Source organism: Pseudomonas bijieensis, assembly GCF_013347965.1.
GTDB lineage: Bacteria > Pseudomonadota > Gammaproteobacteria > Pseudomonadales > Pseudomonadaceae > Aquipseudomonas > Aquipseudomonas bijieensis.
In genome coordinates this window covers 1,864,315-1,878,984 of the sequence record NZ_CP048810.1, presented here as the reverse complement: position 1 = coordinate 1,878,984, position 14,670 = coordinate 1,864,315, and the positions used below count along the sequence as shown (strand labels likewise).

The 14,670-nt window shown below is 58.3% G+C and carries 14 protein-coding genes; 2 read left to right on the top strand and 12 right to left on the bottom strand.

The window, feature by feature from the left end:
* The first annotated feature begins 11 nt into the window (after positions 1 to 11).
* Positions 12 to 446, top strand: a complete 435-nt coding sequence (locus tag GN234_RS07945; protein WP_176688226.1) for a rhodanese-like domain-containing protein — start codon at positions 12 to 14, stop codon at positions 444 to 446.
* Positions 447 to 476: 30 nt separating this feature from the next.
* Here the strand turns inward: GN234_RS07945 and GN234_RS07940 are convergent, their stop codons facing one another.
* From GN234_RS07940 to bufB, 11 genes are all read right to left on the bottom strand, one after another.
* Positions 477 to 1,730 (bottom strand): cysteine desulfurase-like protein, encoded by a 1,254-nt coding sequence (locus GN234_RS07940; RefSeq protein WP_176688225.1) that lies wholly within the window; start codon positions 1,728 to 1,730, stop codon positions 477 to 479.
* Positions 1,731 to 1,764: 34 nt separating this feature from the next.
* Positions 1,765 to 3,177 carry a cysteine--tRNA ligase gene (cysS, locus tag GN234_RS07935; RefSeq protein WP_232200243.1) on the bottom strand — a complete coding sequence of 471 codons (1,413 nt, stop codon included), beginning with the start codon at positions 3,175 to 3,177 and terminating at the stop codon, positions 1,765 to 1,767.
* A 6-nt stretch (positions 3,178 to 3,183) separates the two neighbouring features.
* The gene (gene yfcF, locus GN234_RS07930) at positions 3,184 to 3,819 is read right to left on the bottom strand and encodes a glutathione transferase (RefSeq protein WP_116831932.1); all 636 of its coding nucleotides are present in this window, start codon (positions 3,817 to 3,819) and stop codon (positions 3,184 to 3,186) included.
* 25 nt (positions 3,820 to 3,844) lie between these two features.
* On the bottom strand, positions 3,845 to 5,110 hold the full coding sequence (locus GN234_RS07925; RefSeq protein WP_176688224.1) for an ATP-grasp domain-containing protein: 1,266 nt from the start codon (positions 5,108 to 5,110) through the stop codon (positions 3,845 to 3,847).
* 8 nt (positions 5,111 to 5,118) lie between these two features.
* Positions 5,119 to 6,078: an EamA family transporter gene (locus tag GN234_RS07920; protein WP_162893809.1), complete on the bottom strand. Its 960-nt coding sequence runs from the start codon at positions 6,076 to 6,078 to the stop codon at positions 5,119 to 5,121.
* Between the two features lie 26 nt (positions 6,079 to 6,104).
* Positions 6,105 to 7,025 (bottom strand): JmjC domain-containing protein, encoded by a 921-nt coding sequence (locus GN234_RS07915; protein WP_163854543.1) that lies wholly within the window; start codon positions 7,023 to 7,025, stop codon positions 6,105 to 6,107.
* A 49-nt stretch (positions 7,026 to 7,074) separates the two neighbouring features.
* A complete protein-coding gene (locus GN234_RS07910; protein ID WP_109751697.1) occupies positions 7,075 to 8,634 on the bottom strand; it encodes a thioredoxin domain-containing protein in 1,560 nt (519 codons plus the stop codon).
* Between the two features lie 31 nt (positions 8,635 to 8,665).
* Positions 8,666 to 10,063 (bottom strand): KamA family radical SAM protein, encoded by a 1,398-nt coding sequence (locus GN234_RS07905; RefSeq protein ID WP_163854539.1) that lies wholly within the window; start codon positions 10,061 to 10,063, stop codon positions 8,666 to 8,668.
* A 253-nt stretch (positions 10,064 to 10,316) separates the two neighbouring features.
* Positions 10,317 to 10,964 carry a BufA1 family periplasmic bufferin-type metallophore gene (gene bufA1 / locus GN234_RS07900; RefSeq protein ID WP_109751699.1) on the bottom strand — a complete coding sequence of 216 codons (648 nt, stop codon included), beginning with the start codon at positions 10,962 to 10,964 and terminating at the stop codon, positions 10,317 to 10,319.
* Positions 10,965 to 11,563: 599 nt separating this feature from the next.
* A complete protein-coding gene (locus GN234_RS07895) occupies positions 11,564 to 12,355 on the bottom strand; it encodes an HvfC/BufC N-terminal domain-containing protein (protein ID WP_176688223.1) in 792 nt (263 codons plus the stop codon).
* A complete protein-coding gene (gene bufB, locus GN234_RS07890) occupies positions 12,345 to 13,169 on the bottom strand; it encodes an MNIO family bufferin maturase (RefSeq protein ID WP_116831937.1) in 825 nt (274 codons plus the stop codon). Before bufB ends, GN234_RS07895 begins: the two co-directional genes overlap by 11 nt.
* Positions 13,170 to 13,304: 135 nt before the next feature.
* On the opposite strand from bufB, the gene GN234_RS07885 reads away from it, so the two are divergent.
* The gene (locus tag GN234_RS07885) at positions 13,305 to 14,021 is read left to right on the top strand and encodes an alpha/beta hydrolase (protein ID WP_176688222.1); all 717 of its coding nucleotides are present in this window, start codon (positions 13,305 to 13,307) and stop codon (positions 14,019 to 14,021) included.
* A 59-nt stretch (positions 14,022 to 14,080) separates the two neighbouring features.
* Here the strand turns inward: GN234_RS07885 and GN234_RS07880 are convergent, their stop codons facing one another.
* Complete coding sequence (locus tag GN234_RS07880; protein ID WP_109751703.1) at positions 14,081 to 14,668, bottom strand: DcrB/PsbP domain-containing protein; 588 nt, start codon at positions 14,666 to 14,668, stop codon at positions 14,081 to 14,083.
* Between the last annotated feature and the right edge of the window lie 2 nt (positions 14,669 to 14,670).

Genomic DNA, 14,670 nt, shown 5'->3' with positions numbered 1-14,670 from the left:
AGTACACACCCATGACCAGCCTGGTTCGCGAAGTGCCTGCTGCCCCGTCCGATATCGCCCTGCAGCATTTCAGTAGTCGCCTGACATTCGAAACGGATTGTTCCGACGTTCATGCCAGCCAACAGGTCGGCAACGTTGATTTTGTGTTGGTGGACGTACGCGGACCACTGGCCTACGAGCGCGGCCATGTACCCGGGGCGATCAACCTGCCAACTCGCACGATCACCGCCCAGGCACTGGCCGCCTACGCCAAGACCACCCTGTTCGTGGTGTATTGCGCCGGCCCCCATTGCAATGGCGCGAACAAGGCGGCGGTGCGTCTGGCAACCTTGGGTTACCCGGTGAAGGAAATGATCGGCGGCGTCATGGGCTGGCTCGATGAAGGCTTTCGCCTGACCGGTTCAGTGGAGCGCGTGGCGGACCAGGTCATTTGCTGCGATTGCTGAGGCAGGCCGATCCGCTGTCCGGTGGCTTGCTCAGGGCATGATTCGAACGAGGTCATCCATTACTGACAGGAAACGATGAACGTCGTCTTCAGAGGTGTACTGCGCAAGGCTGATCCTGGCCACGCCGTCATGCTCGTCAATGCCCAGGGCGCGAACGGTCTGCGGGCTGAAATGATGACCATGCCAGAGACGAATGCCTTGTTCGGCCATGTGCCGGGAAATCATTTCGCTGGGTGTCGACTCCAGGGTAAAGGAGACGGTCGGCACCCGGCGTTCCCGTTCATGTGACGTTCGGTAGCCGTGGATATGAACACCCTTGAAGCTGCTCAATCCTTCCAGGGCTGACTGCACCAGCCGCTGCTCGTATTCGACGATGGCGTGCATCCCCGCGACAATCTGCTGTCGCTTGCCAGTCTGCTCGCCGCACGCTCCGAACTCGCGACCGATCCATGCCAGATGATCGATGGTCCCCAGGATTCCGGCGATCGCCTCTCGGCTCTTGCTCCCGGTTTCGAATTTATAGGGCGGCTTATCGGCAGTGGGGCGAGGTTTGTAGGGCATGAGCCTTTCGAGCAACGCCAGGCGACCCCAGAGGATTGCGTGATGGGGGCCGTGGAGTTTGTGCGAGGAACACACCAGGAAGTCACACCCCAGGGTCTGCACATCGATCACCCCATGGGGGGCGAACTGAACCGCATCGACATAGACCATTGCGCCTTTGCGCTTGGCCAGTGCGGCAACCGCGGCGACATCATTGATCGTGCCGGTGACGTTGTTCGCATAGCTCAACGCGACGACCTTGGTACGTTCCGTAATGATCGACTCCATGTCGGCGGTGCTGAAACCGTAGGTAAGGGGATCGAACGGCAGCCAGCGAATTTTCAGTTCCAGGTCTTTCGCCAATTCGAGCCAGGGCGAAATATTGGCTTCATGATCTGACTGGGTCAGGACAATCTCGTCGCCTTTGCCAAGGCTTCGGCCGAGGCAACGGGAGAGATGAAACGTCAGCGTCGTCATGTTCTGGCCGAACACGATTTCCTCGGCACAGTGGGCATTGACCAGTGCGGCTGCTGCGCACCGTGCCTGGCCGATGGCTTTTTCTGCAATGACCGATGTCGAGAAATGGCCGCCCAGGTTGGCATTGTTTTCAATCGCCGCCTCGACGCTCGCCTCCAGGGCGCGCTTGCACATCTGGGTCCCGGCGGCGCTGTCGAGAAACACGCTGTTGCTCGCCGATGCCAGGGAGAAAATCGGAAACTGTTGCCTGATACGCTCGATATTCAAACTGTCGTTCCTTCGTGGTGGCGACTGAGGCCGTTCAGGCCTTCAGGTCGCTGAGGCTGATGCCCTGGGCCAGCAGCAAATCCCTGATTCGATCGGATTCCGCCCAGTTCCTTTCGTTACGGGCAACGTTACGCGCCGCGATCAAGTCGCTTTGTTCCGATGTCAGGCGGGTGGCCTGAGTGTCGAATAAACCGATGTCCAGCACCGCATTGAAACTGCGTAGCAGGTCGATGCGTTCCGACTCAGTCAGTTCATTGGACTTGATCACCCACCAGAACTCAGCCATGGCGCTTGGCGTGTGCAGGTCCTTTTCGAGCGCAGCGAAGAACCTTCGATAGGACGCGGCATGCAGTGCTGAAAAAGCTTCGCCGGGAGGGCTGTTGTTCTCCAGGGCACTGCTGATCCGTCGCCGAGCTTTTTGCAATGCCGTGGCGACGTCATCCAGGGCCTCCCATGAAAAAGCCAGGGCGCTGCGATAATGCGAGCCCAGGACCAGCAACCGGAACGCGCAGGGGTCGTAGCCTCTGTCGACCAGCGAGTCCACAGTGAGGAATTCCCCGCTGGACTTGGACATTTTCTCTGCCTCCACGTTGAGAAACTCGCAGTGGAACCAGTAGTTGACCCAACGGTGACCGAAGCAGCATTCCGATTGCGCGATCTCGTTGGAATGGTGGACGTTGATATGATCGATACCACCGCAATGGATATCGACCCTTTCACCCAGGTACTTGCTTGCCATGGCTGAGCACTCGATATGCCAGCCGGGAAATCCCAGGCCCCAGGGAGATTCCCACTTCATGATCTGACCAGGAAACTTCGAGGTCGAAAACCATAAGGCGAAGTCCGCTTGCGACCGCTTCAATGGATCGTGACTGACACGCTCAGTGGCTCTTTGCTCGTCCAGCACCAGCTGTCCAAGTTCATGATAGGCAGGAAATTTTTCCACGCTGAAATAGACATTGCCGGCACTTTCATAGGCCACGCCTTTTTCCAGCAAGCGTTCGATCAGCGTGATGATTTCGGGAATATGCTGCGTCGCCCGGCAGACCACGTCAGGCCGGGTAATATTCAACAGGCCGCAGTGACGAAAAAACGCTTCTTCGTAGAATTGAGCGACCTGCCAGGGGGTCTTGTTCTCGCGAGCGGCACCCACCATCAATTTGTCATGGCCGGCGTCGGCGTCGGATTGCAGGTGCCCGACATCCGTGATGTTCATGACGTGCTTTACCACCAGCCCTTGATGACGCAGGGTCTTGGCCAGGACATCTTCGAAGATGTATGTGCGCATATTCCCGATGTGCGCATAGTGGTAGACCGTGGGGCCGCAGGCATAGAGGCCTACATGGTTTTCAACGATCGGAATAAAGGGGACGACAGTCCTTCCAAGTGTATTGAATAGTTCCATTGCCAACTCTTGCGTTGAGGGGGCATTGACGCCCCGGGCCAACCGGGCTCAGCGCCCGGAGGAAGTCGTATTGCCCTGTCGGTCGAGATCCAGCCATTGATGGACACTCTCGCGATCCCACGCCCGAAGCGCATAATGCTTCAACGTCTCGGGAACCGGGTCGCCGTTGTAGATGAGCCTGTTCAACATGCCGGCGGCATCGACGTCGGCGATGCTCCAATCGTCGAAAAGAAACGATCTCCCGTCCCGAAGGCTATGGGACAAGGTCTCGACCAGCCGCCGGGCATCGGCCATCGCCAATGGCCCCAGCGGTTCCTGCGACGGTGCGATGAAGATGGTCTCCGTGGGCCGGTTGCCGCGCAGGTTGAAGAAGTCGCTCCTCAGCCAGGCCTGGACCTGCCGGGCTTGGGCGCGGGCCTGAACGTCAACCGGGAACAAGCGGGCGCCCGGCGCAATGTCGTTCAGGTATTCGGCGATGGCGGACGATTCAGCCAGCGAAAACGTCCCGTCCACCAGCGTCGGAACGCGGTGGGTGAGCGAGATCCCGGTAAATGGCGGCCGCTGGTGATCGCCTTGGGAGAGGTCGAGGTAGTGCAGGTCAAAATCGAACCGGCACTCCTTGAGCGCTACGAACGCGCACATGGCAAAGGGCGACGTGCATTGATGATCCACATATAGCTTCATTGAGTCCGCTCCATCCCGATCAAAGTCAGCAGGCTTGCGCGACAGCTTCCTGGCTGAGTTGCACGTCGAAAAAGCCGGTGGCCTCGGCCTCCTTTTCCCGGATCCACAGGTAATCGGCATAGGTAACCGCAGGGTCTTCGTGAACCAGATAGATAAAGCCGTAGTTCGTCGAGATGCCGATGGTAGGCGCGACGCTGTCGCCAATTTCAGGGGCCCTGATCATCTTGAAGAAACTTGGCCTGGCGCTCAGTTCATCGAGCCAACGGCGATGGATCACCTGGCCGGCGACGCTGTTGATCATCCCGATGACTTCGCACGTCGCGTTCGATCGGTTGACTTTATCCAGCATCGAATAGAACACCTCGGGATCGGCATAGCAGGCCGCGCAGAGATTGACGGCGTTGACGCCGCGCACGCGAGTCATCGCGCTGAGCTCCTGGGTCCCCATCATCCGGGCTGCCCACTCGATCAGCATCGGTCCGTTGGCCGTCACCATTACTTCCAGGAACGAGGGGCCGATGTTGACGCCGAATGCATCCAGGCACTGGTGAACATAAGCGATGATGGGAGCCGCTTCTTCCGAGAGCAGGTCGATCAGCACCTCACGATCGTTGACCACCCCGGCGCCTGGAACGGGCTTGCGATTGTCGCGCCAGATCTCGAAGACGAAATGTTCACCGTCGCGGGAAACAGCCTGTACCAGGTACTGCTGGCCAGCCAGGTATTCCATCGCCAGCAGCGTGTCGTTGATGAGCCCCATTTCGTTGAGTCGGCCCAGCTCCTTGTCCACCGCGTGACGCACCTGCACCATCTCGTAGCAGAAATGAATACCGTCCGCCCCGGCGCTGTTGACCGGCTTAATGACCACCGGCCAGCCGTCAATCGTCTCGATCGCGGCCTCGACCTCACTCATCTGATGAATCAAGGCGACCCGTGCCGCCGGGATATCCATCTGATGCAGCCGCTTGGCCATGTGCCATTTATCCCGGCGGCAGGCTGACAGCGCCGTGCCGTTGCCAGGCGTGCCCATCAACTCGCTGAGCTGGTCGGCCAGCTCAACGCCGGACTCGCATCCGGGAATGATGAACGCCGGTTCGAATTCAGCCAATTTGTCCGTCAGCGCCTTGAGATCTTGCGTCGCGACAAACCGCTGCTGGAAATCCTCTGGCTTGTAGCTGTCCACGTCATATTCGAGAATTTCGGCGGATGTCTGCACATGGATGCAGGTTATTCCATACAACTTGAGTTCGTCCGCAAGGCTTGCCCCGGTCGAGTAGGCATCGACGATCACCGCGTATTTCATGTTCTAACTCCTTCGACTGAAAGGCGACTAAGGTGGCAATAGCCGTTGTAGGTTGCGGCCAGGCAGATCAGGGCCACTCCCGCGAAACTGAACACTGAAAAGGCCAGTCTCGAATCAACGGTTTGAAAAATGATGGTGAACAAGGGAGCGGCCGCCAGGATGGCTTCCGTGGTGACGGGTTCGCAGCGCTTTATCCCTTCCTGCAGCAATAACAAGGGCAGGATCACGCCGACGAACGCCAGCAGGACCAAGGCGTCGAGATGATCGATGACGGCGGCGATCTCGCTCAGGTTCAAAGAGGTGTAGATGCCGGTAACCGCCAGCAAGAGATAGAACCGATGGGCATAGAGATAGTGACTCGACGCCCCGTGATCCGCGACGACCTTCGAGAGAATGCTGGTCAATGCCATCGCGACACCGCACACGAGCATCATCAGGTAGCCCAGCAGCACCTGGTTGCTGTCGAACTCATCCCTGACGGCGGTGCGTCCGTCCATCGAGACCCACCCCAGGTAGACGCTGGCCAGTGCGATGACAAGGGCGGCTATATAGTCGGCCCGGATCATGATCGCGGTCGGACGCAACAGTTTGTTCAGCACGAGCGTCGAAATTATCCCGACCCCGCCCACCAGCGCACTGACGATGGCCGGCTCCACCCATTTCAATGCCAGCAGAAAGGAGATCCAGAGTGCGGCGGAGCTGACGTTCAACATCAGCAGGCAACGTCGGATGGAGGCCTTTTTTTCCGGATTCGAAAGCAGGGCAGGCGTCGAGCGTTTCCGGGCCATGTAGCCGAGAAAGAACACAGGCCAGGCGACGGCGAATAACACGAATGTCGCGATGACACTGTCGAGGCGTTGCAGCAGGATCCCGAAATACACCTCCTTGAGCCCATCGATCACGTTGACAAGCATCAACGCCGTGATCCCCACAAACAGAGCTTGTGCAGTGCGCATGGTACGGATTCCAATCAAGAAAGCGGTCATAGGGAGGTAAGTGTGCGAATGTTCCCTTTCCTCGATTGCTTGTAGCGTTGGAGCAGCGCTTCTGCCGGCAATGTCCTGGACAACTTCGCGACTTCGTCCAGGCCGCTCTGTATATCGCCCAGGATGCGCTGGAGTGCAGACTCCGACAGCGTATCGAGCGGGTGAGCCCTGAGTCGTTCGTCCCCATGCAAACGGTCCAGCAGTGCATAGGTAATGATGTCGGCAACAGTCGGCGGGTTGATCACGAAACCGATGGAAAAGGACTCTTCGTGGGCCACCGTGGCATGCCAATAACCTCGGGGCATGAACGTCGTGGTGCCGGGCTTGACCAGCCGCTCCTCGTGGCCTTCGGGCATCGTCAGCGGCAATTTGGCGCCGGTGTAGGGATGCGTACCTTCCTGGTAGAAGCGGTTCGGGTTATTCGGGAAAAATGGATAGATGGGATCTGGTAGCGAAGTGTTTTCGGCGAACCTCCAGGTCTTCTCGCCCTTGATCTGGATCATGAAGTTGGTTTCATGATCGAAGTGCGTCGCCACTTCCACGCCATGGTTGGCCGCGAACGCCTCGCAGCTGACATAGTGCCTTGGGATGTCGAGTATCTTCGCCAGTTCATCGCAGGCCAGGGATATCGCCGGGAGCGCTTCCAGATCCTTCATATAGACCATCGCGGCGCCATCGTTGTACGGAGCGAGGGCATCGGCGGACCTGGCCACGGTAATACGCTTGCCACCTGCAAAGAGCAGGTCGACGGGCCCAGGCAGCGCATTGAACAGCTTTCGAATGTCCTGGAATTCTTCCAGGGCCGACAATTGCGTAAAGCGGCTCATTGCACCGTCGGCGACGTATGAGCGCTTGGGCCAGCACGTGTCGAGGAACACCTCGGTTTGGTCGCCAAACATCTGCTGCAGAATATTCATCACGCATTCCATCCTTGAAGCGGCGCGCATTGCGCGCCGCATTTTTTCATTACACGGCCGCGGCTACTGGCTGAGTATTCGACGTGGCGTAGGAGGCGTTTTCCCGCTTGTAGAGGTAGCCCTCGTAGACGCGGGCAAGCTCATCGCTGCGGGTTTTCAGTTGGCTGGCGGCGCTGGCGAAAAGCGCTTGCTGCTCGTCTCGCGACAGGCCCACCATTTCACCCTCGGCGCGACCCAGTGCGTTGAACAGGAGCTTGGCGAGCAGTTCGGTTTCCGATCGTTCATGGCCGATTCGCTGGCAAATGGTTTCGACGACCGCGGCATGATCGTGGAAGTGCCAACCCAGTCGGCAAAGACGGAATTTCACAGAGACAGGCGAGTCTTCCCACCAGTTCAGCGAGGCGTCGAGTTCGGCGTCGGTGATCCCGGAGAACTCCTCCACCAGCTGTTGGTGGCGTTTTTCCCAGAGGGTCAGCAACGACTGGATGCTGCCGAAGTTGTAGGGGGCCGGGCCATGTATCTTCCAGTTGAGCAACGCCGGGCTGACGTCCTGGGAGTGGCGGATGCCCGTCCGGCTGGCTTCCAGGGTAGAACGGATAGCAGGGGAGTGCGCCCAGAACTCGGCCATGACGCAGTGGACGATGTTGTTGCGAATTGTCCGCTGCTTGCCGAGGGTGTAATTCTGATGCAGGTGCTGCTGATCGTATTCGGACCCCTTGAGACCGATGAGGCTGGCTTGCAGGTCTCGGAAGGAAATCTGCCAGTCCCGGATGATCATTTGCGCACGGGTCAATCCGCGGCCTTGTGCCGCGCGCTTGTGCGCCGTTTCGGTCGCGACATCCAGCAGCATCTGGTAGATGCCCAGGCACAACTCACGCAGGCAGTCAGTGTAATGGGCCCAGCCGCCTTCGCCCTGGACGCCCGGCCAGTCGGCCATCAGTTCATGGTCCGGCACCTGGATCAGCGTATTGCAGAAGCGGCGCACTTCGCGGGCAATGGCTGTCTGCGCGATGCCATCTTCGGACAAGCTGTCTTCAGGGTATTGTCCACGGGCCTGCACAATAGGCAGCCAATACGCCGCTTCCCGCACCGCCACGCTGGCCGTACTGCTGGCGTTCAGCGCCTTTCGCAATTTCGATTCGGCGATGGAATAGTTGAAGCTGGCCATGGCCTGCTTGGCCAGGCCTACCGAGAGTTGGGAAACGGTTTCGCTGGCATCGATATCACCCTCGACGTCGTGATGCACACGGCAGTACCCCAGGTCGAGTCGGGTATGGAGCGGAGCGCCGAGGAATTTATGGTAGATGTCACCGTCGCTGGATATGAGTTGGAGAACCGGCGACATGATGAAGATGTGGCTCCCGACCAACTCGGAGATGCGTGGATCGGGTTGGGAGTTCTCTACTTCAACCCACACCGGAATCGTTGACTCATTGACCGCACCGATAAGCTGGGGGTCGTTGAAAACGCTGTCCACCAAGCGATTACAGCCATTACAGGACTGGCTATGGAAATAAATCAGTATCGGCTTGCCAGTCGATTTGGATTGCTCAATGGCGTGGACGTAGGACGTATGGTGGACCCAGTCAATCTTGTTGGTTTCGCTCATTTCTATGCTTCCATTCACGGTGGTTGAACACTTATTTGACGGATTTCAGTACATCTTCGAGCAACTGTGTCCGCGTCGCCGGATTCATCCAGAGGGCTTGGGCGTCTGCGGTCAGGGTATGGAGCGGGTCGCAGTAAAGAAAAACCTTGTCCTCCTTTACGGCCGGCGCGCGATAGGCGGCGATACCCAGGTATTGGTCGTAGTAGTCGTAGCTATGGATATCGCGCTTGCCGCCACCGCCGGGCAGATCCACGATGAAATGCGGCGTGTTATGCCCGGCAATCAGGCCACGGGTGGATTTTTCCAGGGCGATCGAATCGCAAAGGCTGGTTCTGAGTGCCTCGACACCACGAATCATGTCCCCTTGAAAACAGTAGTAGGGACGCACGTTCAGGTAGGCAAGGCATTCGTTCAAACGGTGCATGGTCTGCGGGTTGTCATTGACGCCTTTGAGGATGACGGCCTGGTTCCTGACCTCGACGCCACGCTCATAGAGCATTTCCAAGGCCTTGGCGGTGATCGCCGTTATTTCGTTCGGATGGTTGAAATGAGTGTGTATCGCAATGGACTTGTGCATCTTCCTCGCCCGGTCCGACAAGCGCGAAATGGCATCGGTCCAGTCGTGATCGCTCTGGATCTTCATCGGCAGTACCGCCAACCCCTTGGTGGCGAAACGCATGCGTCGTACATGGGGAACGTCCAGCAGTCGTTCACCGATCTCGGTGATCTGCCGGGCCTTGAGTCGATAGGCATCGCCGCCCGAGATCACTACGTCCTCGACACTGCAATTGGCTTCTATGTAGCGCAGGGCAGGCTCCCAGCGCTCGCCGGGGGCGTTGATCTTCTTCTTGGTCACCGCATCGGTGTCCAGCCCCACCGCATAGCTGCGGGTGCAATACCGGCAGTAGACCGGACAGACATTGGTCGCCAGGAACAACACGCGGTCCGGGTAGCGGTGGGTCAGCCCCGGGGCCGGTGAATCATCCTGCTCGCCCATGGGGTCAAGCTTCACCATGGGATGATCGATGGATATCTCCGAGGCCAGGGGCAGGAACTGGCGCCGCAACGGGTCCAGGTAAGGGTTGTCCCAGTCAATCAGCGAGAGGATATAGGGCGTCAGCCGGATAGACATCGGAGCCATCTGATGACCTTCTTCAAGGTCTCTCAGGAACGCGGCACTGATTCTGTTCTTGATCAATGCACCCAGTGCACCAACGCTGGTAATGGCATTTTTTTCTTGCCACAGATGATTCAGAAACAACTGGGCATCAATGTCTTTCCAATGATCCAGGTCGCGCCAGAATTCATCACTTCGAAAGGCATATCGCAGCGACAGTAATGGTTTCAGACGTTGGCCCTGAGAAGAATGGGCAATCAATGACTTTAATGGAATGTCAGCAAAGTCATAATCCACAATGTTACTTGACATTTGGTGTCGTCCCTTTCAGATGGCTGCGTCCATAGACTGACAATACTTAATATTTATCTTAAATCAAGGTGCTGGTTTATTTATTTATTCAGTACTTTTCAAAGGCGAAAGTGTACGTGCTGCAAATTTTTTAATTGCAGTTTTTTGTCCCGAGCATAACCAGGCCAAGCGCTATTGTTGAGCGCGTATTGTTCTACGCTGCTCTATCGGCGCCTGAAGCGGTTAATGAAATGTATATAGGAGCACGGTGAATTCAGTTAGGCACGCTGCCCGATTTCACTTCTTGATGAATGAGTGCTGTGGAGGACGCGACAACCCCCGGTTGAGGCTGCGCCGTGCCCGAAGACTGGACCAGATATTGCGCCACGTTGGCGATGTCCTGGTCGCTGAGGGACTTGGCCACGGTCACCATCACAGGAGATGGACGCGAGGCATCACGGAAGGCTCGCAGTTGTGTCTCCACATACTTGGCAAACTGACCTGCCAGTTTTGGGTACTCGGCGTTTTCAGAGGCGCCAGCCGTGCCGTGGCAGGAAGAGCAGGCTACGATGCCGCGGGCATGATCGCCGGCGTTGAAGAGCCGTTCCCCGGCGCCAACGTCAACGGTCGCAGCGACAGCGGGCTCGTCGAACGGGCAGGCATCTGGCTGGGCTTTGACGACGCCGCCCATCTGCGTGCAGGTGCCTTTGGGTACAGCGACCCACTCAAGTGGATCGTTGTCGACCTTGCTCATTTCCGAGCAGTCGTGCAGGCAACTGCTGTCGGAGCAATCGTTATGACCTGCCTTGGCTACGCCGTAGCAAACCTCGGTCTCTGCTGTTTTATCAGTTGCCACATCGGCCAGCGAAGCACTGCTGATGGAGGCCAACGCGGTGGCTACCAGAATATCCTTTAGATTCATCACGCAAGTTCCCGGTCAAGGTTTTATACAGTCATTAATTTTTATGAGTCTTTCGCACACACGAACGGACCGTATTACAGTCAGTCTGTAAACATGTATCAGGCGTTCAGCGGATTATTTGATTTTTAAATGGGTTTTTAACGGTGCCCGCGACAAGCGAACTTGACCAGCAAGTCGTGCCGGAACTTCGTATGCAGGGAGTCATGAAGGTCGAGGGGCAAACAGCGATAAGAGGACGCCGTGTGCGCGGAGTTGATTCGCTCAAGTAACTGTTTGGATACATTTACCGCTCCCTTTTGGTACAGGCCGCGTCTGGCGACTTGTTCGGAATCCGTTCCTGTCAGGTTACACAGCACTCGTTGTCTATCGAAAGTGCTATGTGCCCGTCGTATCTTCACCGCGAAATCGAATCTATTGCTGGGGAGTTTGCAAGGTGCTTTCTATTTGTAGCCCACGACCAGAATATTTCTAATCGATATAAGCTTATAAAATGATTCAAGATGTAACAGGATGTCGCCGGCTGTCTACAATGGGGGTTCGGCCCCAGCAGTACGCGACCACGGAGACAGAATGGCCCGATACAGGTGTTTTGGCAGGGCTCAGGGAACGGCAGTCAGCAGGCCATCATTCAACCAGCGGGTGACCAGGGTAGCGCTATCGACCAGTTGGGGCTGACCCAGCGCGCTGTAACGCTCCTGGGCGGCGATCAACGCTTCGCCCAGGGTCGTGCCCTGCGCCAAGCGCTCCAGCGCCGCGGCTTCCCAGGGCTCGACCTCGCGTGCTTCGACGCTCCAGCCGTTTCGATAGACGAGAGCGGTGCAGGCGTGGCGGTTCACTGACGGTAGAGGCTGGCTCTGCTGGCGATGGGCGGCCCATATCTTGACCACCGGCCATTCGCAGGGCAGCAGTCCACAGCCCGGCGACAAGGTGAATCGTTGGATATCCAGCTCGGCGCTGCTCATTGTGGCCAGTGCCCGAGGATCGAGTGCCGTGGCTTTTCGGGCATGAGAGGCAAGGTGGAGGGCCCATTCCAATGAGGCCACCGCCGCAAAATATGGGTAGGGCGCTACGGAAGGATATTGATCGAGGAAAGTCGGCAGGCGCTCGCCGAACATGCCCAGGTCTGGATGTCGCGACGGATAGCGCCGCCCATAGTCATAGGCGAGCGAGCGAAAAAAATGATCGCCCACCAGCGCCTTGATGACGGGATAGGTCAAGGCCAACGACTGCTCCTGATGCCGCCACAGCCCGCTGCGATAGCGTGCGAAGCGTCGCCGGTCGCCAGCGCTTGCCGTCTCCAACCATCCTTGTGGCAGGGCAGAGGGCGATGATGAACTATCCAGCGCCTGGGTAAAGCTGATCTGCAGCGCGGCCAACTCTTCACGTGTCATGCAACACCTCCCGGGCAATCGTCCGAGCGATCTCGACCTGATCGAGCAACTCGCCCAGCGGCGGCAGGCGTGTGTCCCATTCAACCAGTACCGGTACCGGGCCAAACCGGCGCAAGGCATTGCGATACAGTGCCCAGACCGGTTCCGCCACCGCGCTGCCATGATCGTCGATCAACAGGTCCTCTTCCTGGCTATGGCCCGCCAGATGAAATTCGCGAACAGCCGATTTATCCAGAGCCTCCAGGGCGGCGAGTGCGCATTCACCATGGTTGTACTGATTGACGTGGAGGTTATTGAGGTCGAGTAGCACTGCACTTCCGGTGCGTGCCACCACTTCGGCGAGGAACTGGGTTTCGCCCAGGGTATCGCCGTGGTAGCGCAAGCTGGTGGAGATGTTTTCGAGCAACAACTGTTGGCCCAACGTATCCTGGACCTGGTCGACCCGGTCACAGACCAGGTCCAGCGAAGCTTCAACCAGGGGTAGCGGCAGCAGGTCGTTGAGGCATCGTCCTTCAATCGCCCCCCAACTCAAATGCTCGGATACCAGGAACGGATTTACGTCCGCAGCCAGGCGTCGTATGCGTTCGACATGGGCGCTGGAAAAACCATGGACCGAGCCGATGCCCAGTCCGACGCCATGTAGGCTGATGGGATATCTTTGCGCCAGGCATCGCAGAACATGCAGGTCCTTGCCGCCAGGCCCCAAGTAGTTCTCCGTATGAACCTCAAGCCAGTCGACGGCGGGATGGCCCTCCAGGAACGCTTGATAATGAGGGGCCCTGAGGCCAACACCAATCCGTGGTAATGGACGCACTTTTTCTGACTCGCTTGTCGATGGTCGCCGCTGATCATAGCGCAGTGCCGGATCGAATTGAGCAACCACTGATAACCGCTGTCTACCACCGGCACCGTGTCTGCTGTGCGGCTATCGAACGATGGAGGAAGATTGATGTTTAAAGCGCTCACCCTGTTTCTGTTGCTGGTCTCGTCCGGGTTGCAGGCCCAACCCTCGCTGCACACGGACTTGCCGCTCAACTACCTGGCCCAAGTCGATGGGCAAGCCGGTAACCGCCCGCTGGTGATCTTCCTGCACGGCTCCGGCAGCAACGAACAGGACCTGTTCGAACTCAAGGACGAACTGCCCCGGGATTACAACTACCTCTCGGTGCGGGCGCCGAAGAGCATGGAGCAGGACCGTTACCAGTGGTTCGCCAAAAAGGGCGAGGGCGCCTATGACGGTGACGCCTCGGACCTGAAGGCCAGCGGCCAGGTGCTGCTGGATTTCATCGACAAGGCCCGGGTCAAATATTCGACCGACGCGAGCAAGGTCTATCTGGTGGGGTTCAGCCAGGGGGCGATGATGAGCTACGAGGTGGCCCTGCGACACCCCGAAGCTGTCGGCGGCATTGCCGCGATGGGCGGGCGTGTCCTGTCGGTGCTGCGGGCGGAACTGACCCCCGACGAGTCGCGACGGGCACTGGCCATATTCATCGGCCATGGCACGGCAGACCCGATCATTCCCTACCACGATGGCACCGAGGCCAACACATTCCTGAAGACCCTGGCGCTGGAACCGGAATTCCATGCCTACCTGGGCCTGGGCCACAGCATCAGTGCGCAGGAGGTGCAGGACCTGCGAGCCTGGCTGGAGCGACTCAACCCCTGACCCGCTGTAAATCCCTGTGGGAGCGAGCTTGCTCGCGATTGGGGGCTATGCGGTGCCCGTCACTGACCACTGGCGATCTGTTTCACCAACGCTTCATGACCGGTCTTGTCGCTGGCCCGGGAGATGATCTGCACCACCGCCATGCGCGTGCCGGAGGCGCCTATCAACGTGGTGTCCAGGGTTGGCCCGCCGCCCTGGGTGGCGCTGGTATCGAGCTGGCGCAGACCCAGGCCGGTGCCTTTCTGGGTCAGGCTTTTTTCGCCGAGGATCTTGGCGTCCGGCAGGGCCTTGGTTTTCTGAACGGCGAAGTCGGCGAAGGTGGTATCGAGAAAGGCATTGTCGTTGTCCTTCACATTCGCGCCGTTGACGATGGTGTTTTCAGCGGTGATCACAACGGTTCTGCTGGCGGCATTGCTGTACATCGTGCCCGTTGCCCCGGCCGTGCCCTGGGTCAGTTCACCGGCGGGCAGCGGCGTCGCCGTGAAACCCTTGGGCAGGGTGAAGTTAAGCTTGCCACCCAGCATCGAAACCTTCTGTGCCGGTGCATCGCCAGCGGTTTTGGCCGGGGCGGCATGGGCAGGTACCACGACCAGGCTGGCGATGGCCGCCAGCAACAGGGCGGTGGCTTGTTTACTCAGCAATGACATTG